The following is a 23,242-nucleotide window of genomic DNA, read 5'->3' as shown; positions in this document are numbered from 1 at the left end:
GGTCATCCGCGGCGCTTGATGGCGTGTTCGGGGGGCGTGATGGGGATGCGGAGCGGAACCGGTTCCGGCGGCGTCTCCGGAGGGGTCTCGCGGTCCGGGCGGAAGACGAGGCCCAGGGCCTCCCGGCCCAGGAGGAGCGGGCCCGCCAGCAGGGCGGCGGCGCGGTCGAGCAGCGGCTTGCGGGTCTCGTCGGCCATCGTCGGGGCTCCTAGCGGTGGCAGGCGGCGCAGTTCTCGGCGCCCCGGGTGATCTTGGAGCCGGCGGGCAGCGCGGCGTGGGGATCCCGGTGGCAGGCCAGGCAGTTGCCCATGCGCATGCCCATCTCGCGGGTGACCACCTTCATGGTCTGCACCTCGCCGTGGCAGCTCTGGCAGGTGATGCCGGCGTTCACGTGGGGCCGGTGGTCGAAGAAGACGTGATCCGGCAGGGAATGGACCCGCTGCCAGAGGATGGGCTGGCCGGAGTTGGCGATCTGCGTCAGCTTCTGAATGGCGGGCCGGTCGGTCTTGGTCACTTTGTGGCAGCCCATGCAGAGGTCCACGCTGGGGATGCCCGCCGTCCGGGACTTGTCCACGCCGGAGTGGCAGTACTGGCACTGCATGCGGAGGGTGCCGGCGTGCAGCTCATGGGAGAAGGGGATGGGCTGCTCGGGGGCGTAGCCCTTGGCGAACCGATCCGGCTGGGTGAACCAACCCACGGCGAGCACCGTGAGGAGGACCGCCACGGCCCCGGCCGGCAGGACGAAGCGGAACGCTCGGTCGAATTGGTGCATGCACAACCCCTGGAAAGTTCGGATCCACGCAGTGGCCGGAGCCAGCGGGGACTGAAGGGACGGTTGGACGCGGGACGGATCGGAGGTGATGGCCAGAGATTCTGGCAGGTGCCGGGCGAGCCGGAAGGGACTCCTTCCGGGCCTCGGCGTCTCCGTCCAGAGAATGTCGGCCGAGCGGCGTCTGAAGTAAGACGACACTCATGTCCAGAGGACTTGGTCACACTGGGGCGACATTCGGCAAATTTGTGTCGCAAGTCACCATCATAGATCAGTGCCACAGGATTGTTTATCCCTTTTTTCTGAGACAGATCCAGCGACTAAGGGGATTATCCGGTGTTCTATTTAGAGGCCTGCGGGGGTGGCGATTTCCTCCAGGCCGCAGGCCGTCGAGACGAGGCCAGCTCCGCCTCCGCACCCGAGGCGGCGCATAACCTCCCGGAACCTCTTCTTTGTCAGGGGTTTGGGATTTTTCGTGAGGTCTGACCACCCTACCTGGGGAAGCCCATCCAGGGTTTCAGGAGTCCCAGCTGGAGGAACAGGGCGCCCATGCGCTCCACGGGCAGGCCCATCACGGTGGAGAAGCTGCCCTCGACCCCTTCGATGAACAGGGCCCCGATGCCCTGGATGGCGTACGAACCCGCTTTGTCCATGGGTTCGTGGGTGCCGATGTACCAGCGGATCTGGGCCTCGGTGAGGGGGCGGAAGACCACCTGGGCCGTGTCCACGAAGCTGTGGACCTGATCGTTCCGCTGGAGGCAGAAGCCGGTGTGCACCTGGTGGGCGCGGCCCTGGATCAGGCCCAGCATCCGCACGGCGTCCTCCACGTCCAGGGGCTTGTTGAGCGTGTGATGGTCCACGGCCACGGTGGTGTCCGCGGCCATGACCCAGCGGTCGGGGTTGCGGCCGGCCACCACCTCGGCCTTCAGCTCCGCCAGGCGCAGCACCAGGTCGCCGGGCTCCTCGTCCAGGAGGGGCGTCTCGTCCACCTCGGGCGCCTGGATCTCGAAGGGGATGCGCATGGCCTCCAGCCAGTGGCGGCGGCGGGGGCTGCTGCTGGCCAGGATCAGGGGCTTCAGGGCGGCCTCGGGGAGGCCGGGGAGGGTCTCGTTCACCGCAGGCCCCGCTGCTCGAGCTCGGCGAGGCCCACCCGCATGTGGAAGCTGTCGACGTCCTGGCCCAGGCGGAAGCCGAAGCGGGGGTAGAAGTTGGCCGCGTCGCGGGTCTCCAGGACGAAGCGCTGCACCTCGCCCGCCCAGGGGTGCCGCAGGGCCCACTTCACCAACTCCGTGGCGATGCCCTGGCCCATCAGGTCCCGGGCCGTCACCACATCGTAGAGCTTGGCCTCGTAGGCGTGGTCGGACCAGAGCCGGGTGGCGCCCACCAGGCGGCCGCCCCGGTGGCCCTCGGGCACGAGCCGGGCCGTCAGCAGGCGCGAGCAGGCCAGCAGCCGCCGCCACTGGCCGATGGTGCGGTCCGCGGTCCAGTAGACCTCTTCCGCCTGGAAGAAGATCTGGAGCTCGCGGGGGTCCACGCTCCAGGTCTCGTCGAAGAAGGCCACGGTGCCGTGCGGGGTCGAAAGCGGCTCGGGTACGAGGAGATCGCGGTCCATCAGGCCTTCCGGGCTAGGGCCTTCCAGCCTAGCAGCACCGTCACGAGCGCCAGCCCCGCCATCAGCCCCGGCAGCAGCCAGGCGGAGCGGGCCGGCGTCCGGATGGGCCGCCAGCTCAGGTCCACGGCATACGCGCCCTCTGTGAGCGGCTCGCCCCAGAGCTCGAAGCGGCCGTCCTCGCGGAAGACGCCGGACTTCCCCGTGAGCGTGGCCCGCAGCAGGGGGACGCCCAGCTCCGTGGCGCGGAGGCGGATCTGGGCTGCGTGCAGGTCCGTGGCGATGCTGCGATCGAACCAGCCGTCGTTGGTGTGGTTGCTCAGCAGGTCCGCGTGGCCCAGGTCGAAGCCCCGGCGGGTGCGCTGGGCCAGGAGGGCCTCGCTGCAGATGAGCGGATGCACGTGCAGGTCGCCGGCGGGGGTGGGCACGGCGAAGGCGCAGCCCTCCTTGAGCTCCCCGGCCTCCTGGGATACGAAGCCCATCTTCCCGTCCAGCCAGTGGCGGAAGGCCTCGGGGCCGGGCGTGCGCTCCCCGAAGGGCATGGGCTCGGTCTTCGCGAAGACGAAGGCCGGCCGGCCGGCGGCCTCGCCCCGCACCAGGTTGTAGGGACCTCCCTCGGTGCCGAAGAGCCAGGCCACGCCCCGGGACACGGCCTCGGCGGAAAGCCGCAGGTCCGGACGGCGGTCGTCCCGGCCCAGCACCGAACTCTCGGGCCAGAGCAGCAGGGTGGCCCGCCCGGGCCTCGGCCAGCCCCGGGCCTTCAGCAGCGCGTCGCTGCGCCGCCACATCTCCGCTTCCATCCCCGGCCAGCGCACGCCCGCCGGGAAGTTGGGCTGGATCATGGCCACATCGAGGGTCCATCCCCCCTCCCGCGGCAGGAGGTGCCAGGCGCCTCCCAGCAGGAGCATCAGGCCCACGGCGAAGCCCGGCCCCGCCAGGGTCCGCCGGGGGGAGGCGCCCCGGGCCAGGTGGGCGGCGGTCCAGGCCCCGGCGCCCCAGGCCAGGGCCGACAGGCCGGAGGCGCCCAGGAAGGCGGCCGAACGCGCCGGCCAGGGCAGGGAACCGAAGGCGGCGCCCCAGGTCCAGGGGTAGACATGGAAGCCCCAGGTCTCCCACCCGATCAGGAGGAAGGCGGCCGCGCAGGTGGCGGCCAGGGGCCCGATGCGGCGGAAGGCCCAGCGCGATCCCAGGGCCACCAGCCAGAGCCCCGTGGCTTCCCAGAGGCTTAGCAGGACCGTCCCCAGCAGGGCCAGGCCGAAGGGCAGTCCGCCCTTGGAGGCCAGGGTCTGGGGCACCCACTGGTAGAGGAGAAGGAGGCCGCCCAGGATCGCCACCCAGGTCCACACGGCGTGGCGTCCTTTGAACAGGCCTTCCAGCAACAGCACGGGGAAGAGCAGCGCCAGGGCCGGCTCCAGCCAGCCCCCCAGGGCGCCCGGGAAGCGGAAGGCGAGCATGAAGACGCACGCCAGCACGGCGGTTTCGAGGGGACGGAGGAGCCAGCCGCGGGTCATCGTCCTGATCCCCGGCCCAGCCTCCTCGCCGCCTCGTAGCACGCGATGCCTGCGGCCACGGCGGCGTTGAGGCTTTCCACGCCCTGGATGGGGATGGCCAGGCGCCGCACGGCCGGGGGCAGGTCCATCCCCTGCCAGCCGTGGCCTTCGCTGCCCACCCAGAGGCGCAGGGGGGCCGAAAGATCGGCCTCGGCCAGGGGCACGGCGCCGGGGCCGCCGTCCAGGGCGTACCAGCGGCCCCCGTCCGGCTCCAGGCGCGGCGCCCGGCGCAGGGGCATCAGGAAGGCGGCGCCCATGCTGCCGCGCAGGGCCCTGGGGTGGAAGGGATCCGCGCAACCCGGCCCCAGCAGGGCCTCCTGGAAGCCGAAGGCGGCGGCGCTGCGGAGGAGCGCGCCGAGGTTGCCCGGATCCTGGATGCCCCAGGCGCCGATGACGCGCTCGGCCAGGGGCCCGGCGGGCTCGGGGCCCAGGTCCATCAGCAGGGCGTGCTCCGGCGGACTGCCCGCGTCGGCCAGCTCCCGCATGAGGGCTTCGCCGAGCACCTGCGTGTCCAGGTCGAGGGCCGCCTCCAGCGGGTGCGGGACGGCCTGCTCCAGCCTCAGCCAGAGCGCCGGGCGCAGCCGGGCTCCGGCGGCGGTCCGCCGCGCCTCGGCCCAGGCCTCGATGAGCTTCGCGCCCAGCAGGAGCGTCGCCCCGCGGTGGGCGCCGCCCGGGCGGAGGCGGGCCAGGAGCTCCTTGAAGCGCGGATTGGCTTTGCTGGTGAGGGTGGGCATGGGGACCGGGTCCGGGGACATCACGGGGACGCCCCCACCCTGGGGATGGCAGCGCCGACATGAGCATCATGCCAGGGAGCCGGGCCGCCTCCTCCGAAGAAGGCCGCGCCACGCGCCGCGATGCCCTGCCGGAGGCCGCGATACCCTGCTGGGATGGACGACGACGCGATGAATCCGGCCACTAGGGGGTCAGGCACAGGCCGGGGGCTGGGCTTCCTGCTGGTGGCCATCTCGGGGATCTGCTTCGGCCTCCTGCCCATCTTCAACCGCCAGGCGGCCGCCCTGGGCCTGGGGCTCCCCACCTTCCTGGCGGTGCGCTTCCTCGTGGCCGGGGGCGCCCTCTGGCTGTGGCTGTTCCTGCGGGGCGTCCGCTTCACCCTCACGCCGGCCCAGATCGCCGGCTTCGTGGGCATGGGCGCCCTCTACGTGGTGGAGAGCGGCCTCTATTTCGCCAGCTCCCGCCGGATCCCCGTGGCCCTTACGGCCCTGCTCCTCTACCTCTACCCCGCCATGGTGGCCCTGTGGGAGGTCCTGGCCGGGCGGCACCGCCTGGCGGGCCGCGACCTGGCCGCTCTCGCCGCATCGCTGGTGGGAACGGCCCTGGCGGTGGGCGCCCCCGGCCGGGGCACGGATGTCCTGGGCCTCGTCATGGGCCTGGCCACGGCCTTCGGGTACACCGCCTACATCCTGCTGGGGGCGCGCCTCCAGAAAGGGGTGCCCTCGCTGGTCGCCAGCGCCTGGATCATGTCCAGCGCGGGGCTCATGTACCTGGTCCTGGCCCTGGGGTCGCACCGGTGGGAGCCGGCGCTGGCCCTCGGCGCCTGGAAGCCCCTGCTGGGGCTGGCCGTGGTCGGAACCCTGCTGCCCATTCCCCTGCTGCTGGCGGGCATGGCCCGGGTGGGCGCCGCCCGGGCGTCGGTCGTCAGCACCCTGGAGCCGCTGGCCGCCTGCCTGTTCGGGGCCCTCTTCCTCCACGAGATCCTGCTGCCCTGGCAGTGGGTGGGCGCGGCCCTGATCCTCGGGGCGGTGATCCTCCTCTCCGTGGAGCGGCGGCCGGACGAACCCCTGGCGGAGCGGTGATCCGGGCCAGGATCTGGGCCGGTGGTCTGTCAGGCCCCCTCCGGACGGGGTGGGAGGCGTGTTTCCCCGGAGTCGTCTGCCGGGAGGCGGGCCCCCGGAGTGCCCGGAAGCCCAGGTCCACCGTGGGATCTGGGATGGATCAAACAGCGATGTATTAGACTATCGGCTCCATCCGACCTTTCTTTCCATCCCTCTGCGCCTTTCCAGGAGCACCGATGCAACCTTTTGTCCCCTCCGACCAGAACCTGCGGGAGTTCTCCCTGCGGGCGGTGCTCATCGGCCTCGTCATGGCCGTGGTGCTGGGTTCCGCCAACGCCTACCTCGGCCTGAAGGCCGGCATGACCATCGCCGCCACCTATCCCGCGGCGGTCATCGGCATGGCCCTCATCAAACTGATGAAGGGCACCATCCTGGAAGAGAACATGGCACGAACGGTCGGAAGCATCGGCGAGTCCGTGGCCGCCGGCGCCATCTTCACCGTCCCCGCCTTCGCCATCAGCGGCATCTGGCCCAAGTTCTTCACCGCGGGGCACTACGTCACCAGCTCCCTGATCATGTTCGGCGGCGGCGTGCTGGGCATCATGTTCGTGGCCCTGCTCCGCCGCGTGATGGTGGAGGACGCCGAGCTGCCCTACCCCGAGAGCGTGGCCGCCGCTGAGATCCACAAGGCCGGCGCCCGCGGGGGCAGCGGCACCAAGTTCCTGTTCGGCGCCATGGGCATCGGCGCCGCCATCCAGGCCCTGGTGCAGATTTCGGTCTTCGCCAGCTCCTGGGAGCGGTTCGTGGCCTTCAAGACCACCACCATCAACCTCGTCGGCACCTGGAAGGCCAAGGTGGCGGGTGGCATGCTGCTCAGCTCCCCTGGCATCAGCCCCGCCTACATGGGCGTGGGCTACATCATCGGGCCCAAGCTCGGCGCCCTGAACTTCTCTGGCGGCATCATCGCCTGGGGCCTGCTGGTGCCCATCATCACCTACTTCCTGGCGCCGGGCGTCCTGCCCGAGGGGGCTTCCCAGGGCGACTGGATCGCCCTGTCCTACTCGGTGTGGAAGTTCATCGTCCGCCCCATCGCCATCGGCGGCATGCTCGTGGGTGCCGGCTACACCCTCTTCAAGATGCGCAAGAGCCTGGCCACGGGCCTCACCCGCTCGGTCTCCGACATGAAGAAGGCCGCCGCTGGCGAGCACGTGGTGGACCGCGTCAACAAGGACCTGCCCTTCACCAACGTCCTGTTCGGCCTCGGGTTCGCGGCCCTGGTGACGTTCTTCATCACCTGGCGCATCTTCCAGGTGAGCCCGCTGGTCTCCTTCGTGGCGGCCCTGGTGGTGGTGATCCTGGGCTTCTTCTTCGCGGCCATCAGCGGCTACCTGGTCGGCATCATGGGCTCGAGCAACAACCCGATCTCCGGCCTGACCCTGACGGCCCTGGTGATCACGGCCCTCGTCATGGTGCTCCTCGGCGTGAAGGGCAAGGAGGGCGTCGCCGCGGTGCTGGGCGTGGCCGCGGTGGTCTGCGTGAGCGCGGCGGTGGCCGGCGAGATGCTCCAGGACCTCAAGGCCGGGCACATCCTGGGCGGCACCCCCTGGCGCATGGAGATGGGCGACCTCATCGGCGTGGCCCTGGCCTCCGTGGTGCTGTTCATCCCCCTCATGGTGCTGCACGAGGGCGACATCTCCGCCCAGGGCACCAAGCGCATCGCCGAGCTGACTGCCCAGCACGTGCAGATGATCACGGCGCCCGACGGCCAGACCTACACCCTGGAGCAGGTGAAGCAGCTGCCCGCGGACCAGAAGAAGGCCGTGCTCTCCCTGGATGCCGGCTTCGGCTCCAAGCAGTTGGCGGCGCCCCAGGCCGGTCTCATGGCCCTGCTCAGCAAGGGCATCGTGGAAGGCAAGATGGCGTGGCCGCTGATCATCGTCGGCATGATGATGGGCCTCGCCTTCATCCTCATGCAGGTGAAGAGCCCCATGCTGGTGTCGGTGGGCATGTACCTGCCGTTGGAGACCACCTTCGCCATCTTCCTCGGCGGCCTCATCAAGGGCGCCGTGGAGATGATCGGCACCAAGCGGGGCCTCAACGAGGCCCAGAAGGTACGGGTGGAGAACAACGGCGTGCTCCTGGCCGCCGGCCTCATCGCCGGCGAGGCCCTGGTGGGCCTGCTCTTCGCGTCCTTCGCCTTCTTCGAGGTGAAGTACAAGATCTTCGCCGACCCCGGCATGTTCTGGATCAGCCTGCTGATCCTGGCCGGCATCGCCGTCTACCTGGTGAGGGTGCCCCTGGCCAATGCCGGCGAAGCCGACGAGCCCGCGCCGCCGAGTGCCAATTTCTAGGGTACTGACGTTCACCACGAAGACAGGAAGACCACGAAGGATGAGCTTTTCTTCGTGGTCTTTCCGTCTTCGTGGTTCATCTGTTCTGTCTGAAAGTGGCCGAGCATGAACCCCTTCCCCGATGAATCCTTCCTGGCCCTCGTGCCGGTCCAGGCCCTGGCCGCCGAACCCGGCGAGGGCGGCACCCTCATCCTGCTCCGTCCGAAGGTCCTCTCCCAGCGCTGGGCTTGGCTGCTGAAGCTGATGCGGAAGCCCGTCTTCCGCGTGAAGCTGGATGCGCGTGGCACCGCCTTGTGGCAGGCCTGCGATGGCACACGCACCGTGGCGCAGGTGATGGAGGCCATGGCCCAGGCCCACCCCGGCGAGCCCGATGCCGGCTTCCGGGCGGCCCTGTTCATCCGCGAGCTGGCCCGGGGCGGGTTCGTGCGTTTCGCCTAGACTGGACGCGGAGGCGTCATCCATGGCCAGGCAGTCGAAGGAGGCGGGCCAGGTTCTCACCCGCCAGCGGGCGAAGGTGAAGGAGCCCGGCCTGTGGAAGGTGCTCCTCCACAACGACGACTACACGACCCAGGAGTTCGTGGTGTGGCTGCTGAAGACGGTCTTCCGCAAGCCGGAAGCCGAAGCCACGGTGATCATGCTGGCCGTGCACAAGGCCGGCGTGGGCGTGGCGGGCGTCTACACCAGGGACGTGGCCGAGACCCGCGCCGAGCGCGGCCGCCAGCTGGCCGAGCGCGAGGGCTTCCCCCTGCTGCTCACCGTGGAGGCCGAGGATGCCTGAATCTCCTCAGATCAGTGCGGACCTGAACCAGGGCTTCCAGCGGGCCTTCGAGCTGGCCAAGGCGCGGCGCCACGAGGATGTGGCCCTGGAGCACCTGCTGCTGGCCCTGCTGGATGATCCCCACGCGGCCCGGGCGCTGAAGGGCTGTGGCGTGAAGCTGGACGCCCTTCGCCGCGACCTGGAGGCCGCCCTGGAGCGCCTGTTCGAGCCGGTGCCCGAGGGCGAGGAGGTCCAGCCCCACAGCACCCTGGGCTTCGTGCGGGTGGTGGAGCGGGCCCTGGTCCACGCCTTCAGCTCGGGCCGGAAGGAGGTCCGCGGCGGCGAGCTGCTGCCGGCCTTCCTGGAGGAGGAGGCCAGCCACGCCCGCCACCTGCTGGAGAAGCACGGCGTGAAGCGGCTGGCCCTGCTGAAGGTGCTGAGCCACGGGCCCGCGGCTTCCAAGGCCAAGGCACCGGCGAAGAAGCGGGCGGAGGAAGTGGAGGAAGATGAGGGCACCGTGGCCGAGAACCCTCTGGAGGCCTACGCCACGGACCTGGTGGCCCGGGCCGCGGCGGGGCGGCTGGATCCCCTGGTGGGCCGCGACGCCGAGATCACGCGCATGGCGCAGGTCCTCTGCCGGCGCCGCAAGAACAACCCCCTGCTGGTGGGCGAGCCCGGTGTGGGCAAGACCGCCATCGTGGAGGGCCTGGCCCGCCGCATCCACGAGAAGAAGGTGCCGGAACCCCTCAAGGCGGCCCGCATCTTCGCCCTGGACCTGGGCGCCCTGCTGGCCGGCAGCCGCTACCGGGGCGACTTCGAAGAGCGCCTCAAGGCCGTGCTGAAGGCCCTGGCCGACGAACCCGGCGCCATCCTCTTCGTGGACGAGCTGCACACCCTGGTGGGTGCGGGGGCCACCAGCGGCGGCGCCATGGATGCCGCCAACCTGCTGAAGCCCGCCCTCGCTTCGGGCGAGCTGCGCTGCATCGGCGCCACGACCTTCCAGGATCTGAAGGGTTCCCTGGATCGCGACCGCGCCCTCTCCCGGCGCTTCCAGGTGGTGGAGGTGAATGAGCCCTCCGCAGAAGATGCCCTGGGCGTTCTCCAGGGCCTGAAGTCGGCCTACGAATCGCACCACGGCGTGACCTACTCGAACGAGGCCCTGGAAGCCGCCGTGCGCCTGGCGTCCAAGCACCTCACAGACCGCAAGCTCCCGGACAGCGCCCTGGACGTGGTGGACGAGGCCGGCGCCGCCCAGAAGCTGCTGCCGAAGAAGGCGCGAGCGAAGCAGGTGGGCCCGGCCGAAGTCGAGGCCGTGGTGGCCCGCATGGCGCGGGTGCCCGTCAACTCGGTGAGTGCGGACGACCGTGAGGCCTTGCAGACCCTCGAAGCGCAGCTCCGGGCGCAGATCTTCGGCCAGGACGCCGCTTGTGAGACCGTTGCCGGCGCCATCAAGCTGGCCCGCTCTGGCCTGCGGGATCCCCTGAAGCCCATGGGCTGCTTCCTCTTCGCGGGGCCCACGGGCGTGGGCAAGACGGAGCTGGCCAAGCAACTGGCCAAGGCCCTGGGCATCGCGTTCCTGCGCTTCGACATGAGCGAGTACCAGGAGAAGCACGCCGTGGCCCGGCTCATCGGCGCACCGCCCGGGTATGTCGGCTACGAGGAGGGCGGCCTGCTCACGGACGCTGTGCGGAAGCAGCCCCATGCGGTGCTGCTGCTGGACGAGCTGGAGAAGGCCCACCCGGACCTCTTCGGCATCCTGCTCCAGGTCATGGACCATGCGTCGCTCACGGACAGCCACGGGCGCAGCGCGGACTTCCGCCACACGGTGCTGGTGATGACCACCAACGTCGGCGCCCGGGAGCTGTCGGTCCGTCAGGTGGGCTTCGCGGAGGCCGGGGCCCGGAAGACGGCCACCGGCGCCCTGGAGAAGGCCTTCAGCCCCGAGTTCCGCAACCGCCTCGACGCCCTCCTTCAGTTCGCGCCTCTGGGCCGCGCCGAGATGGAGCGCGTGGCCGACAAGCACCTGCGCGAATTGGAGACCCAGCTCACCGAGAAGGGCGTGACCCTCGCCTGCACCGCGAAGGCCCGGGCTTGGCTGGCGGAGAAGGGCTACGATCCGGCCTTCGGGGCTCGGCCCATGGCGCGGCTCATCGAGCGCGAGCTGCGCCGCCCCCTCGCCGAGGCCCTCCTGTTCGGACCCCTGGCCCAGGGCGGAAAGGCCACCGTGGACCTCCAGGACGGCCGGCTGTGCCTGTCTTTCGGCTGACGAAGGCCCTGGTCTTTCCGGATCCGGAGCTGGCGGAGGAGCCCCGTTTTTGGTCCAAATCTGGTACCAGGTCGGGGCTCCAACCCGCGTCCTGACTGGCTTGGCAAATGCGAAGGATTCCCTGGATTCGCCACAAGATCCTAAATCTCTTGGCGCGTCATAAAAGATTGCGTCGTTATTTGCTAAGTGGCGTAGCTCATTGCAAAATTAATGCATAAAATTGATCAGATTAATGTATCGTCTATGCAACAAGTTGGAGATGTCCGTGGGCACCCTAGTCGAAAACCTCTTTATGGATTCCATTTCGACAACCTTCAGGACATTCGGCCAACTCTCGGATGAGTTGGCTCAAGGCGTTTTGGAAGGCTCCGGAGTCGATCGCCACCTGATCAATCTTTTGGAGGATCCTCCTAAACCAAGCTCCCGAACACGCCCGGAAAACAGCATTGTGCTCAAGCCTCTATCAAGGCTCATCTCTGAGGTGTCCGGTGATGCCCCTGGGACCCGTGCATTTGCCCTGTCTCATTGCAAGAAAGCACCGAAGGGGAAGAAGGAGGAAGGAGGGGAAAGTCCCCTTCGTTCAAGGTGGAAAGGATCTATGGAAGATCTTGAAACCCATCTCGATCAAGTCCATTCATTCAACCTTGCCCACTTGATGCTGGAGGAGGAAGGGAGGAGAGATGAGGGGGCTGAACCCTCCCTTCGGTATTTCGACCAGAAGGAAGCGCGGAAGGTAATGAGCCTCGCCGGAGAGCTTCAGCACTCCGCATGGCAATTGGGACAGGAGCGACCCGACAAGGACCACTTGGAATTGATCATCCGTGAGAGCACGGGGAAGAAGCGAATTCCATGGGAGTGCACTCCGGTTCACCTTGCCATCACGGATTGGGAACCAACCCTACCCCTTGTTGGGAAGAGGAAAGTGCCAGAGGAAAAACTGGCGCAAGTTGAGACCAAGTCGGCAGCGAAGGGAGCCTCTGATTCTGATTCCAAGGGGAGGGCTTCAGGTCGCCCGCCCCTTCTCCTCGTGGTCAATGACAAGGATGGGAGGGCTCTCGCATCAAAGAAGCGCTTCTTCCAATTCGAGGGCAACACCAACCCGAAAGCCCAGTTATCACAGCGGGCTCTCCGTCTTGCGATGACAGTCTTAGATCAGCCGAATGCCGAATGGTTCTTGGCTCAGTCGGAGATCTCCAAAATTCCTCGGGCATTCATTGAGTCAGCAAAGCCATGGGCCATGGTCGCAGTCGTCAAGGAGGCTCAGAGGCTAAGTTCGGAGGACCCGGCGTCCTCCTCAAAGCCGAGGAGGAAGAGCATTGATCAACGCGAAGTTGAGGAGCTCGCCCAGGTCCTGATCAACCTGGAACCCGGTAAAACACCGAGGGAGTTGGCCGAGCGCCTTCAACACCTCATGCGGAACTTGGAGAAGGCCATTGAGCAGGCCGAGGCCTGGGAGAGGGCGAATGAACGCGATGAATCGGGGAAGATCCGCCAGCGGTGGCCGAAAAACAAACCGCGTTCAAATTGAAAGCCCGGCCTGTCCGTAGTCTACGGAGACTACGGACAGCCTTGATTTTAGTGCGGTTGGGAAGGCCAGATCCAATCCGGCTTGGACGCGAGGCCATCAAGCATATGGATACTGGCCCAACGCCCGATATATGCGGACTAAATTCCTTTCGGGGTTCAGTGGGCCAACCATCTGGTTCACACGCAGGTAGCTTGCTGAAAGATAGGTTTGACGCGGGATTCCGCAGGTCACGGCGTGCCAGGACTGTGAGGCGACGTGAATATCCAGGTAGGGGAGAGCAGGGCTTCCCCATCTCCTTGGGCAGATCGCCCAAGCAACCTGGAGGATCGAATCATGGCCATCACCCAGCCCATCAGCCCCAAGAAGGACCTGGCACCCAAAGCCCCCAACACGGCCCCGGAGAAGCGGACGCCCCTGCTGTTGGTGACCAAGCCCGGGAAGAAGGTCGAGATCTCCTACTACCTCTTCGAGGGGAGCGAGGACACAAAGGATAATCGGCTCGCCCGGATCGTGGCCACGAAGGCGGCCAACCGGGTGCTGAAGTACCCGAACGCGGAGGACATCCTGAAGGACGAACTCCAGCCGGGCTTCGTGAAGCTGGCCTGGGAGAACGGCTGGACCCTGGTGGATGTCATCAAGAAGGCCGCCGAGGAGAGTGCGGCGCTCAAACTGATCCCGAGGTGGAAGAAGGCCAAGGCTGCTCGAACGGGTCTCCATGATCGTGCGAAGGCCCGCGTGGTGAGCCTCTTTAACCCGAAGGCCCCCGCCGAGGAGATGGTGGACCTGCTCATCACCCAGCTCACCGAGCAGCGGGACGCCCTCACCCGCACCCTCATCAAGTACGAACAGGAGCTGGGTCGCCGGGAGGATGGCACCCTCCGCTTCCGACTGGAAGAGAATGTCAAACCCGAAAAGGTGAAGGTGTAGCTCGATAGGGGCGCCACCTTGGTTCCCAATAGACCTGTCCGAGCCCCCCAGCCCGACCCAAACCCCTCAGGGGCGCCCCAGAGCGCCCCTGAGCCCGTTTTGGATGGCAGCAATCCACCACCTGAGGGCCGATTCACAGGTATGAACGAGGACCGTCTGTACCGCCATCTTCTCCGGAAGGGCTCGACACCCCTGGAAGCCCTCGCGGTCATCCTCCGGGAGGAACCCCATGTCCCCTACCGAGTGGCTCTTCTCGCTCATTTACTACCCCGAAACCTTTCACGGGACAGCATCCAGAACCTCCTCACGAGATTCGACATCCACCCTCTATCCATAGCGCTCCAGTTCCAGGATCGAAGACTGGCCCTGAGGTTTCTTCAAAGAGTTGATCAGTGGGCTCAGTTCACCCGTTGGATCGGCCCAGCAGGAAGGCTGCTCATCCAAGATGACTCCGAGATTCGCCGCATTCCTCCGTACCTTGTCCTTCGCGGAGATTCTCGGATCTCTGACTGTCCCAGGCTCCTGGACCTCGGAAGGGGGCTCACCTCGGTGTTTGGCCACATCCGCGTCGAGCGGTGCGGGTCCCTACGACAACTCCCAGACGGCCTGGAAACCCATTACCTCGGAGATGTCCTGGTCATCGACTGCCCGAAATTGGTTGGCCTCGGATTGAATTCCCAGATCCGAGGCCGACTTGTAGCCCACGGGTGCCCATCATTTCGCGCCACCGCTGTACAAGGGGTCCTTAATGTGGTCTCGCCCAGGTAGAAGGCCTCACGCTGAGCAACCGCTCCGCCCGTGGGAGGAACGAGCTATGGAGCAGGCCAAGCAAGGAAACTTCACGCCATATGTGGAATTGAGCTACTCCTACCTGGTTCTGGATAGCCCACGAAGCGATCTCCTCCTTCGAGCATTCAAGGTGCTCATGCGGGACAAGGAAGTGTCCCAGGGCTTCCAGGCCTATTGCCGACATCATCAGCTGGGCGGATTGACTGGGTATGAACGGGTGAAGGCCGGGAATGACGCGATTGGTTGAGGTCAGAACCAAGGGTGGTTGGTCTGTCGCTACAACTCCAGCGCCTTCCAAAGCGACATGGATTGGAAGTGCCGGTCACGCTCCAGGGGTATTAGGGCCATCGCGCCATCGATCTTGATGGACACCCGTATATCTAACAAGCGCATGTAGGGCACGACACCCCATCGCCCTCCGGGATCCGAGGCGTGGTCTCTGGAGAACCCGATGAAGTCACCCGACTGATAGTCTGCCGCTGCGGCCCAGAAGGAGTAGGCCCCTGCGAAGAGGTGGAGGTGAACCACCTGTTCCTCAAGGCGCCTCGGATTCCTTGACGAGCTTGTTAGCCCTGGTAGGCAAAGCAGATCCGATTCCGATAGTAGGGTTTGAGACGAATTCAATCGGATCTGGGTGAGCCATAGGCCCGGATGCTGGGGCATGGGCCCTCCATGGGACCAATATCCCCAGGGGGCCGCCGCAGAGTCACGGCGGATCGTTACCGCCAGAGACCCCTACAGGTGGGAGGGGTTACTCATCGTCTGGGAGCCCCAGAGCCGCAGCAGACACGAAGCTCACACTGGAACCTTCAGGGATCGGTCTTGCCAAGTGCTTCATTACTGGAGCTAAATGCAGGTACCGGCTATCAGTTGCCCTCAGCCGCGGTGTAGGAGAAGACCTTCCGGCGCCTAAACAAAATCTTTCGAATCCAACCATGTCATCATTCTTGGTGTAGAAAAGGTCAGGAGATTGCCATAGCACGGCACCACGGAATGAGAGGTTCGAGTCTAATTCGTGTAGAATCAGTTCGTTTCTTGTCGAAAGTGTAGAAAGCTGGTGGCGATTCGAGACTTGATGGCGAGGTTGAAATGTATGTGTCTGACACTACTCTCGAGTCGGCTCTCGGAAGACTGCATGGGACTGCGGGGCACCTGCTGAAGATTTGGTTCACCCTGAAGCATATGGGCATGGCCTTTTCCGCACCCTCGATTAGGGTCGATACATCAAATTCAACTGAATCGTTGAAGCGGCTATTTTCTTGTGGGGCTGCTGACGGGCGATTTTTCATTCCATTCGCACACACCCCGCGCTATTTAACTATGAAACATGATGCGTCAAGGTCAATCATTCAGTCAACGATTCAACGGTGGGCATCTAGTGGTTCCGTGGTGACTTGTGATCCGACAGGGTTTCTTGATATCTCAAGTGCTGAGGAGGAGGGACTTCTTGTTGCCCCTGGTCGTCACTACCCCTTGGGGCTTGGCATTGGAGAGTCGGGTTTCGCCTTAAACAACGAATCACGGGTGTCGATTCCAATCATTTCTTTTGCGGTGTGGTTTGGGCGGCAGACACCAATTCCAGTCGGCCAGGATCCGGCCATCTTCCTTGTGGAAGACATGATTAGAGAGCTGGGCATTTCTCCGGTAGAGAAAGAAGTTGTTTTTGTTGATGATGATATCGTAATTGACACACAATCTGCCCCACGAACTGATGATCAGTTGTACAAGATTTGTGCTCCTTTTATAGATGGTTCAGAAAAGCCAACTGTAAAAGTCTTTAGTGAAGACTTCAGTCACTACAATAGGAGGGTGAATAGCATGGTTTCAGGATTAAATATGCCAGCTTGGATGCGATCTGCACCTGAGCAGGATGTGCGCGCTCTCATAAGCCTAGATGCAAAATCCATACTGCTTTATGGTCCCCCGAGAACAGGTAAAACTCGATTAATTGATTCAATTATTCCGAGAGCTGATGAGTCTCGTTGTACCATACAAATTCATGATGGCTGGGGATATGATCATCTTGTCGAAGGATTTAAGCCTGATGCAGATGGGAATTGGGCTTGGACTGATGGTCCACTAAAAATAGCTATCGAATCCGGAAAATCGACAATTGTTTTAGAAGAAATTAATCGCACAGCAATCTCTCAAGCCTTAGGAGAGGTATTTTCTTTAATCGAGGATAATTACCGTGGTGAAGCCAATGGGATCGTGCTTAGAAGCGGGAAGAAATTTTCGATACCCAAGGAAACATTGTTTTTGTTGACAATGAATACAATTGATAAGTCCACAGAGGACATTGATGATGCTCTTTTAGGCCGGATTGCTGCCGTGGAATTCCCGCCTCGGCCAGAGGACCTCGTAGGCATGCTCACTGAGAAGGGAATGCCAGAGGCGATTCGTAGCAAGCTTTCACAGGTCTTTGCAGAAATTTTGACCATCTATCCTTTGGGGCATGGTTATTTTGCGGCACTATCGAAAAATCCAGAAAACATGGAAATCATCCACTATTATAAGGCGAGAATTCGCCCGGTTCTTGTCAATTTCTTGGGAGATCTTAAACACCAGGAAGTAGAAAAGATTGATAACCTGATCGATGAGATGTTTGCGACATCTGTATGATTAAGGTGGCAAAAGAGGGAGAAATTACTTGGTTTTCTGGGCTTGGACCGCTCGATATGCCCGAGCCGCTGCCCAAGGGGATCTCTCTGCATATTGGACACAGAGGAATGGGAGTCGAGGTCCAGGGGCTTGTTGGGGCACTCCCCCTACGGAACGGAGACACTCTTCATATTATTCCAAAGATCAGTAAAGTTAATTTTTTGAGGTTGCTTTTTAAATCGGAAGGAATTCAGCCCGACTTGGAGCGCGAGTATGAAAGTTTTGTTTCATATTCTGTTGAAAATGAAGAAAATATAGACTCAATTGTTGCTAGACAATTAATATTATCAATTTCAGAAATATTAAAGCGAAGCCCAAAGCAGGGAAGGGTTAGGGTTAAAAAGAGTGGAACCTTTGCTATTGGCCAATTGGATGTCGTTGAAACGGCCTTGAATATTTCTTGCCATAGTCGTGACCCTATTGTGTACACGGTTAGTGAAAAAACCTCCGATATTCCCGAAAATCGAATAATCACAGAAGCAGTAATACGTGCTTTACCATTGCTTAAACAGGCGGACCTAGGTTCCCTGAGCGGGGTATATGAAAAATGGCTGAAACGATTCAACAGGAGTCAATCTATACGCTCAGATTTGGAGTATATTGAGCGGGGATTTGCTTCAGAGCTGTACGGTGGACCGCGCGATTATTATAGAAAAGCGCTGATGCTATCTAAGGTTGTTCTTGGAAATAATGGATTGGGTTATGGAGATGTTGCGACGCTTCAAGGGGACGCAATTTTAATGCAAACTGCCACTGTCTTTGAGAAGTATCTTCGTAATATTATTAGTGATAGATATATCAGAGATGGATATATTGTTGTTAAAGGTGGGCTCGGGAAAACAACACTTTATACAAATGGAAGTTTCGAGTTGGATCCCGATATTGTTGTTTACAGAAATGGCGTGCCATTATTAATCGCAGATGCAAAATACAAAGAACCAACGATCGATGATCACTATCAAATGCATGCTTATTTGACCTCAAACAACTTAAAGCGTGGACTTATTCTGGCTCCCCTTTACACGGGAGGATCTGTCGTTTCTCGGGAGTACATAACTCCACAGGGTATTCTCGTTACAACCGTATTTCTTCCGATGAGCAATCTTTCCGTTACTGAGGAATATCTAGGGACGGTTGTTGAAAGGTTTGCTTAGCGATTAGGTTCATATCGGTGGGGACTGCATTTGAAATATTTTTTTCTGCGGTAATTAGGTATTCTTTGCAGACATCTATGCCAATAAACTTCCTACCAAGAGCTCGTGCAGCCACGCCTGAGTTCCCGGCCCCGACGAATGGGTCAAGCACGACCCCGTTAGGCTCTGTCGATAACGCGATGCATCTGGCTGGGAGAGCGATTGGGAATTGGGCACCGTGACCATCCCGCCCGCTAGAGGTTGGTAGCGTCCAGACATCAGAAAGCTTATCGGTTTCCCAGCCGTTGTTTCTTCCGCCAAGCATTGCCGGAAGGGTTCGATAAACATCTTTGTTAAAAAACGGCGTTCGAATTTTTGCTAGGTGCAAAACATACTCCAGATTTTTGCTTACACGCGATTCTTGTGGTTCGGGAAGTGTGCTTGTCTTTGCCCAGGTGATGACGGCCTTAACATAAAAACCAATGCGTGCAGCGCGTTCGGCTATACGAGCTGGAATCAAGCACTGCTCACCATCTTTGAGATACGTATGCCCTGCGCTATAGCGTCGGCACTCATGATCTCCCCAGGCCTTCTTGTCCTTTCCCTGCATTGCTCTAAGCGCCTCAACAGCATTCCCGCGAATCTGAGTTCGCGTATTAAAGGAATCCATCACGTTCCACCAGATTGAGCCGTCATCGGCCAGGACATCAAATAGACCTGCTAGGACTTCTGTTGTGTGCCGGAGGAATCCTTCTGGAGTTTGTTCGTGTCCATATGGAGCGTAGTCGCCGTCGGCCCATTTCGCGAAAAAGGGTTCCTTATATATTCGTAATCCCCAGTAGGGTGTTGAGGTAACCACACAGTTAATACTCTTTTTGGGGATTTGCGCCAATCTATCTAGTGCATGTCCATGAAGAAGGATGTGGTTTAAGCCGGCAGTTGGAATAGCCTCCAGATCATGTTTTTTAGGTCGGCTAAGCAAGTAGTCAATAACCATGCTTCGTGGGACAAAGGTCTCACCATATGTATCTTGCTCAAGTAGTTCTAAAACGTCTGTTATATTAAGTTTGTTTTTATTTCCAACTACCTTACGGATAAAAGTTGGGGCCATACCTACAGCTAGAGAAACTTCTCCGATGGGGAATGTGTGATTATTGTCTAGATAAAGCTCTCTGTTTAACTTCGCCACTTTGCTTTGGGGCTTGATGTCGGGAAGCGAGGGCGTTTTTTTCATGCATTTCCCAGCAATAGGGTTGAGTTCACTGGTTAATTGATAAAAGTTGGCAATAGGTGATTTGTTACAGAATGTGGTTCTCTGCCGGATGGGATTGGGTTTGGATGAAGGGTCCTCCCGGATGCGCCACTCAAGCAATCCAGGGTCCATTATCCCCTTGGCCCAGGGGAATCCAACAGAGAATCTACCTGGTGGCGAACTCTTACCCAGCGTAAAAGCCGGTGGCACCTCTAGGACTAAAGCTCCTATCCGATAAAATGTGCTTGGGGTATATCACTCCAAATATCCCAAAAGAGCTTTATAGCGAGTCTTGCTTATTGGAATAATATCTCCGCTGTTTAAAACTGCTTTCCAACTCTCTGATTCATTTTTCTTCATGCTTACTAAACGGCCTACTGGTATAATATAGGACCTGTGAATTCGAATAAATTGGGCTGGATTAAGTAATTTTTCGATTTCGGAAATTCGTTGAAGCTTGAGAAATTCTTTGATTTTTGTTTTAATTAAAATGTATGAATCCTGAGCTTGGATGTAAATAATATCCTCAACTGGAATTTTATAAATATGATCGCGGTCCCTTATGATTATTTTTGTTAAATATTCTTTGTTTTCTGCATTTTTTCGCAACTCGGAATAATTAATAGTTGCGGTCTTTGGGTTCAATTTGATTGATATGGCTCGATCGAGCGCCGCATTCAATCGATCAAAAGTAAACGGTTTGAGCACATAATCTACAGCGCTTAATTCGAAGGCTCTCACAGCATATGTATCAAATGCTGTAACGAAAATAATTGGAACCTCGCCAGCAACTGCATCTGCGACTTCTAATCCGGATAACCTGGGCATTTGTACGTCTAAAAATACAGCGTCAAATTTATTTTGAGATATTAATTTAATAGCCTCAAATCCATTATCACATTCGATTATCGAGATGCTTTCATTTCTACGACTGATGCATTCTTTTACAATGGCTCGGCCAAGCTCCTCGTCATCTACAATTAATACTGTTAGTGCTAAATTGCTCATTAAGTAACCCCCCTCAAGGCGATTTTGGAATATAGCGTCCTACTATCATAAGACAAGGGGGAAACCGGTAGATCCTCGTGATTCGCCGGTATGTCGTCCGATCGTCAGCCCAAGGGTTCCTCGGCCCCATCAATTTGGGTCGTCCGGTAGTTTACTTTGGTCCTGGGGTTCAGTCGCCCGATCGACTCATTCAGGACGTCCGGAAGCCTCTTGGTCTGGGAATCCCGTTTGTCTGCGCACAACCCGCTCAAGACAGCGCGGAAGGGCGCTTGACCTGGGGGATGGAAGGGTAAGGCCCTCGATGGGCCTCGACGAGTAGCCAAGGTCATGAGGACTACAAATGATAATTAGATCGATTAACGCAGAGGTCATGCTGGAGAAGGTGTTATAGGCCTGTGATCATCATGTATCTACCGGTTATCCGTAGTCCCTTGGTGAAATGGTCGAAGCAAGGTATAGAGGCCATAGATCGACCTGAAGTTGATAAATTGGCACCTGTATTTGGGATAATAGTCTTTTGGGATAATAGTATTTGCCCCCTACAACGGGATCATAGTTCTCCATATTGTTCCACTATGTGGCTGTAGTGAGTGGCAAGGACTATTATCCCATTTCAAAATGGATAGGAAACCGGAACTTGGAATCGAATCTACGGGGTAAATTTCAATGATCTAATAATATGAAATGAAAATTCTCATATCCCATTGACGGAGATATGAGAAATGAATGCAACCACAGAACATGCCATTATTGTAGATGGATCGCCTATCTTATACATGATCCCAGAGCAAACCAAGGGCAGGTATCGCAGTTTATATAACGATAGTTTTATAAAACAACTGACAAAGAAAACAGTCAAGAAATATCGTCCTCGATTCGACTTCTGGAGTACTCGAGACCCAATCGTCATCGCGGACTTCGATGACAAACATCTCCCCGCCTCATTTCAATCCTGGGAGGAATTTCGGGAGCACCTTCGGGATCGATTCAAAGGTGTTGGCTTCGTTGTTCCGTCGCTTAGTGGTTACGCGAAGGTCTTCTTCAAGGTGAGGATGCCTGTTGGCTTACAGATGAATGTCAAGGTCGCTCACGCCACACTGCACGGCCTCTTAGAGGGGACCGGGTGGGAGTTCGATTCTGAGCCTGCCGCTTGCCAGTACTGCTTCATGGACGAGCCCATGTACTCCCTCTTCGCAAGGGGGCGGGTTTTCGAGGACCTGGAGCCGGTCTCTCCCTCTCAACCGGAAGTGGCGGCCAATGAGGCGAAGAAGGCCTGGACGGTGTACGAACTCCCCAAACCAGCCATTGAGGCTATCCAGGAAGCCTTCCGGCGCTCGACAATCCGCAGTCCCGCCATCAAGGAGGTCATGTGGTTCCTGGTCCGCTGGGTTTGTAGCAGCCCCAAGCGGGCCATGGAAAGCATTGGGATCGCTCAAATGGCCGTGATCGCGAGCGCGGAGGCGAGCCTGGGAGCCAAGTTTCCGCAGAAGAACGTGAGCCTGGCCCTCTCCGCTTTGAAGAACATCGGCCTCCTTGAGGTGGTCGATGCGACCTACTTCATCGGCCAGAGGAGCAAGCTATACCGAGTCAAGGGTGAGCTAGAACTTGTATGTGCAGGCCTTGTGGCCACCTTCGGGAAGAATGACCTCGAGTTGCCGGACTTTGTCGAGGATGGCACCTGGCATCACACCCTCCTGGAGGTGATCCCCTATTTCTATCGCAAGGGTAAAGATTACAAAGGTTTAAAGGATTGGTTTATGGCCCTGCCGGGGAGTGATCTGGGGGATAGGTGTGGGCAAATGAAGTCAATTTGGGAATGGTTCGAGCGCAAGTGGGGACAGGAATATCCATGCTAATAGATTTTTAAAAATTCAAAACTAATATATAAATTTGCATATTATAATAAATTATTACTCATAAATATGATGGTATCAATACGATGAAATATCCCAATCACCCAAACCAGGACCGAATTGCCCTAAGTACACTCCTCGCAGCCCTCGGCGATCCCACTCGACTAGCCATCGTGAAACAGTTAGATCACCTGGGAGAGCGAAGTTGCGGTTCCTTCGGGCTCCCAATCTCCAATAGCACCCTTACTCACCACCTCAAGGCGCTTCGAGAGGCCGGCGCAATAATGACCCGGATACAGGGGACCAAACGGTTCGTCTCACTTCGTCGAGAGGACCTGGAAATGCGCTTTCCAGGCCTCCTTCCGGCCATCCTGAACGCACCACGAAAAGCCCAAGTCCCCCAAACAGCTAGCAACCTATGACCTCGAATGCTCTTGCCCATATCGTTGACGATTGGACTGCACGGTCAGTCGTGGCCTCTCGATTCCTCATCCGGCTCTACCGAGCATTAGGAGATGAACGGCAACTCAACCATGCGGTCCAGGCCGGTGCCCCGTCTGAGGAGCGAGCCCAGCGCCTTGGGCTTTCTGACCGCCTCAAGGCCATGCGGGACATCTTCGGGGATCAGGACGAAGAGAAACTGCTCGGAGAAGCCAGGGCATGGCAGATCCTTGTGGAAGCTCAGGCTGGCATCTGTGCCTTCCATGCGATGGCGGGAGATGACCCAGGGAAGGCTAGGGGATTGCGTGGCGCCAGGACCGCCTCGACGAAAGCCCTGGACCGCGCTGTTCACGGATATCGGGTCGCTTTTCCTGATGTGATGGCCGAAGCAGGCATCAGGTCGGCACTCGAAGGCGCAGCCAGCACCTGCGTCCGAGGATTCATGGAGGACCTCGAAGGAGATGGCCCAGCTGAGGACCGCGAGGTGCTTCAGGAAAGCATCTATCGAGACATCCTGAGCGCTCTCGCCAAAGCCACCGAGTAGCCGCGATCAAC

At 60.2% G+C, this 23,242-nt stretch carries 21 protein-coding genes; 13 read left to right on the top strand and 8 right to left on the bottom strand.

The genetic code is table 11. The features are described 5' to 3' along the window. Nucleotides 1-2 precede the first annotated feature (2 nt). The 6 genes from MLE42_RS05715 to MLE42_RS05690 all read right to left on the bottom strand — a co-directional run bounded on the left by MLE42_RS05715 (nucleotide 3) and on the right by MLE42_RS05690 (nucleotide 4,662). A complete protein-coding gene (locus MLE42_RS05715; protein WP_243286914.1) occupies nucleotides 3-197 on the bottom strand; it encodes a hypothetical protein in 195 nt (64 codons plus the stop codon). Between the two features lie 11 nt (nucleotides 198-208). After that, the gene (locus MLE42_RS05710) at nucleotides 209-772 is read right to left on the bottom strand and encodes a cytochrome c3 family protein (RefSeq protein ID WP_243286913.1); all 564 of its coding nucleotides are present in this window, start codon (nucleotides 770-772) and stop codon (nucleotides 209-211) included. A 488-nt stretch (nucleotides 773-1,260) separates the two neighbouring features. Then, complete coding sequence (locus MLE42_RS05705; protein WP_243286912.1) at nucleotides 1,261-1,884, bottom strand: Maf family protein; 624 nt, start codon at nucleotides 1,882-1,884, stop codon at nucleotides 1,261-1,263. Beyond that, nucleotides 1,881-2,381: a GNAT family N-acetyltransferase gene (locus tag MLE42_RS05700; protein ID WP_243286911.1), complete on the bottom strand. Its 501-nt coding sequence runs from the start codon at nucleotides 2,379-2,381 to the stop codon at nucleotides 1,881-1,883. The genes MLE42_RS05705 and MLE42_RS05700 overlap by 4 nt, the downstream gene beginning before the upstream one ends. Beyond that, nucleotides 2,381-3,889 carry an apolipoprotein N-acyltransferase gene (gene lnt / locus MLE42_RS05695; protein WP_243286910.1) on the bottom strand — a complete coding sequence of 503 codons (1,509 nt, stop codon included), beginning with the start codon at nucleotides 3,887-3,889 and terminating at the stop codon, nucleotides 2,381-2,383. The genes MLE42_RS05700 and lnt overlap by 1 nt, the downstream gene beginning before the upstream one ends. Continuing rightward, complete coding sequence (locus MLE42_RS05690) at nucleotides 3,886-4,662, bottom strand: TrmH family RNA methyltransferase (RefSeq protein WP_243286909.1); 777 nt, start codon at nucleotides 4,660-4,662, stop codon at nucleotides 3,886-3,888. Before MLE42_RS05690 ends, lnt begins: the two co-directional genes overlap by 4 nt. Nucleotides 4,663-4,830: 168 nt before the next feature. Here MLE42_RS05690 and MLE42_RS05685 point away from each other — a divergent pair, with 168 nt between their 5' ends. The 10 genes from MLE42_RS05685 to MLE42_RS05640 all read left to right on the top strand — a co-directional run bounded on the left by MLE42_RS05685 (nucleotide 4,831) and on the right by MLE42_RS05640 (nucleotide 18,154). After that, nucleotides 4,831-5,742, top strand: a complete 912-nt coding sequence (locus MLE42_RS05685; protein ID WP_243286908.1) for an EamA family transporter — start codon at nucleotides 4,831-4,833, stop codon at nucleotides 5,740-5,742. 215 nt (nucleotides 5,743-5,957) lie between these two features. Beyond that, nucleotides 5,958-8,072: an OPT family oligopeptide transporter gene (locus tag MLE42_RS05680; protein WP_243286907.1), complete on the top strand. Its 2,115-nt coding sequence runs from the start codon at nucleotides 5,958-5,960 to the stop codon at nucleotides 8,070-8,072. 105 nt (nucleotides 8,073-8,177) lie between these two features. Then, a complete protein-coding gene (locus MLE42_RS05675; protein ID WP_243286906.1) occupies nucleotides 8,178-8,510 on the top strand; it encodes a PqqD family protein in 333 nt (110 codons plus the stop codon). Nucleotides 8,511-8,532: 22 nt separating this feature from the next. After that, nucleotides 8,533-8,850, top strand: coding sequence for an ATP-dependent Clp protease adaptor ClpS (locus tag MLE42_RS05670; protein ID WP_243286905.1), 318 nt, complete (start codon nucleotides 8,533-8,535; stop codon nucleotides 8,848-8,850). Beyond that, entirely contained in the window at nucleotides 8,843-11,095 is a 2,253-nt protein-coding gene (clpA, locus tag MLE42_RS05665; protein ID WP_243286904.1) for an ATP-dependent Clp protease ATP-binding subunit ClpA, read from the top strand. The genes MLE42_RS05670 and clpA overlap by 8 nt, the downstream gene beginning before the upstream one ends. Nucleotides 11,096-11,360: 265 nt before the next feature. Continuing rightward, nucleotides 11,361-12,623, top strand: a complete 1,263-nt coding sequence (locus MLE42_RS05660) for a DUF4129 domain-containing protein (protein WP_243286903.1) — start codon at nucleotides 11,361-11,363, stop codon at nucleotides 12,621-12,623. A gap of 333 nt (nucleotides 12,624-12,956) precedes the next feature. Beyond that, on the top strand, nucleotides 12,957-13,550 hold the full coding sequence (locus MLE42_RS05655; protein WP_243286902.1) for a hypothetical protein: 594 nt from the start codon (nucleotides 12,957-12,959) through the stop codon (nucleotides 13,548-13,550). A gap of 814 nt (nucleotides 13,551-14,364) precedes the next feature. Beyond that, nucleotides 14,365-14,586: a hypothetical protein gene (locus MLE42_RS05650; protein ID WP_243286901.1), complete on the top strand. Its 222-nt coding sequence runs from the start codon at nucleotides 14,365-14,367 to the stop codon at nucleotides 14,584-14,586. Nucleotides 14,587-15,527: 941 nt separating this feature from the next. Next, nucleotides 15,528-16,961, top strand: a complete 1,434-nt coding sequence (locus MLE42_RS05645; RefSeq protein WP_243286900.1) for an AAA family ATPase — start codon at nucleotides 15,528-15,530, stop codon at nucleotides 16,959-16,961. Further along, nucleotides 16,958-18,154, top strand: coding sequence for an McrC family protein (locus MLE42_RS05640; RefSeq protein ID WP_243286899.1), 1,197 nt, complete (start codon nucleotides 16,958-16,960; stop codon nucleotides 18,152-18,154). The genes MLE42_RS05645 and MLE42_RS05640 overlap by 4 nt, the downstream gene beginning before the upstream one ends. Here the strand turns inward: MLE42_RS05640 and MLE42_RS05635 are convergent. Both MLE42_RS05635 and MLE42_RS05630 read right to left on the bottom strand, forming a co-directional pair. Beyond that, complete coding sequence (locus tag MLE42_RS05635) at nucleotides 18,111-19,367, bottom strand: DNA-methyltransferase (RefSeq protein ID WP_243286898.1); 1,257 nt, start codon at nucleotides 19,365-19,367, stop codon at nucleotides 18,111-18,113. The genes MLE42_RS05640 and MLE42_RS05635 overlap by 44 nt on opposite strands. Before the next feature lie 273 nt (nucleotides 19,368-19,640). Further along, the gene (locus MLE42_RS05630) at nucleotides 19,641-20,393 is read right to left on the bottom strand and encodes a LytR/AlgR family response regulator transcription factor (RefSeq protein WP_243286897.1); all 753 of its coding nucleotides are present in this window, start codon (nucleotides 20,391-20,393) and stop codon (nucleotides 19,641-19,643) included. Nucleotides 20,394-21,115: 722 nt separating this feature from the next. On the opposite strand from MLE42_RS05630, the gene MLE42_RS05625 reads away from it, so the two are divergent. The 3 genes from MLE42_RS05625 to MLE42_RS05620 all read left to right on the top strand — a co-directional run bounded on the left by MLE42_RS05625 (nucleotide 21,116) and on the right by MLE42_RS05620 (nucleotide 23,231). After that, the gene (locus MLE42_RS05625) at nucleotides 21,116-22,249 is read left to right on the top strand and encodes a hypothetical protein (protein WP_243286896.1); all 1,134 of its coding nucleotides are present in this window, start codon (nucleotides 21,116-21,118) and stop codon (nucleotides 22,247-22,249) included. Nucleotides 22,250-22,332: 83 nt separating this feature from the next. Continuing rightward, the gene (locus tag MLE42_RS16360; protein WP_420843073.1) at nucleotides 22,333-22,668 is read left to right on the top strand and encodes an ArsR/SmtB family transcription factor; all 336 of its coding nucleotides are present in this window, start codon (nucleotides 22,333-22,335) and stop codon (nucleotides 22,666-22,668) included. 182 nt (nucleotides 22,669-22,850) lie between these two features. Then, nucleotides 22,851-23,231: a hypothetical protein gene (locus MLE42_RS05620; RefSeq protein WP_243286895.1), complete on the top strand. Its 381-nt coding sequence runs from the start codon at nucleotides 22,851-22,853 to the stop codon at nucleotides 23,229-23,231. The last annotated feature ends 11 nt before the right edge of the window (nucleotides 23,232-23,242 follow it).

It is taken from the genome of Geothrix terrae (genome assembly GCF_022808775.1).
Lineage (GTDB): Bacteria > Acidobacteriota > Holophagae > Holophagales > Holophagaceae > Geothrix > Geothrix terrae.
This window is presented reverse-complemented; position numbering and strand designations above follow the sequence as displayed.

Bases quoted from the DNA above. Each gene is read 5' to 3' on its own strand.
- lnt (WP_243286910.1), bottom strand. From the start codon at position 3,889: ATGACCCGCGGCTGGCTCCTCCGTCCCCTCGAAACCGCCGTGCTGGCG.
- clpA (WP_243286904.1), top strand. From the start codon at position 8,843: ATGCCTGAATCTCCTCAGATCAGTGCGGACCTGAACCAGGGCTTCCAG.
- MLE42_RS05655 (WP_243286902.1), top strand. From the start codon at position 12,957: ATGGCCATCACCCAGCCCATCAGCCCCAAGAAGGACCTGGCACCCAAA.
- MLE42_RS05680 (WP_243286907.1), top strand. From the start codon at position 5,958: ATGCAACCTTTTGTCCCCTCCGACCAGAACCTGCGGGAGTTCTCCCTG.
- MLE42_RS05635 (WP_243286898.1), bottom strand. From the start codon at position 19,367: ATGAAAAAAACGCCCTCGCTTCCCGACATCAAGCCCCAAAGCAAAGTG.
- MLE42_RS05670 (WP_243286905.1), top strand. From the start codon at position 8,533: ATGGCCAGGCAGTCGAAGGAGGCGGGCCAGGTTCTCACCCGCCAGCGG.
- MLE42_RS05645 (WP_243286900.1), top strand. From the start codon at position 15,528: ATGGCCTTTTCCGCACCCTCGATTAGGGTCGATACATCAAATTCAACT.
- MLE42_RS05640 (WP_243286899.1), top strand. From the start codon at position 16,958: ATGATTAAGGTGGCAAAAGAGGGAGAAATTACTTGGTTTTCTGGGCTT.
- MLE42_RS05710 (WP_243286913.1), bottom strand. From the start codon at position 772: ATGCACCAATTCGACCGAGCGTTCCGCTTCGTCCTGCCGGCCGGGGCC.
- MLE42_RS16360 (WP_420843073.1), top strand. From the start codon at position 22,333: ATGAAATATCCCAATCACCCAAACCAGGACCGAATTGCCCTAAGTACA.
- MLE42_RS05630 (WP_243286897.1), bottom strand. From the start codon at position 20,393: ATGAGCAATTTAGCACTAACAGTATTAATTGTAGATGACGAGGAGCTT.
- MLE42_RS05690 (WP_243286909.1), bottom strand. From the start codon at position 4,662: ATGCCCACCCTCACCAGCAAAGCCAATCCGCGCTTCAAGGAGCTCCTG.
- MLE42_RS05650 (WP_243286901.1), top strand. From the start codon at position 14,365: ATGGAGCAGGCCAAGCAAGGAAACTTCACGCCATATGTGGAATTGAGC.
- MLE42_RS05685 (WP_243286908.1), top strand. From the start codon at position 4,831: ATGAATCCGGCCACTAGGGGGTCAGGCACAGGCCGGGGGCTGGGCTTC.
- MLE42_RS05625 (WP_243286896.1), top strand. From the start codon at position 21,116: ATGAATGCAACCACAGAACATGCCATTATTGTAGATGGATCGCCTATC.
- MLE42_RS05715 (WP_243286914.1), bottom strand. From the start codon at position 197: ATGGCCGACGAGACCCGCAAGCCGCTGCTCGACCGCGCCGCCGCCCTG.
- MLE42_RS05675 (WP_243286906.1), top strand. From the start codon at position 8,178: ATGAACCCCTTCCCCGATGAATCCTTCCTGGCCCTCGTGCCGGTCCAG.
- MLE42_RS05700 (WP_243286911.1), bottom strand. From the start codon at position 2,381: ATGGACCGCGATCTCCTCGTACCCGAGCCGCTTTCGACCCCGCACGGC.
- MLE42_RS05620 (WP_243286895.1), top strand. From the start codon at position 22,851: ATGCGGGACATCTTCGGGGATCAGGACGAAGAGAAACTGCTCGGAGAA.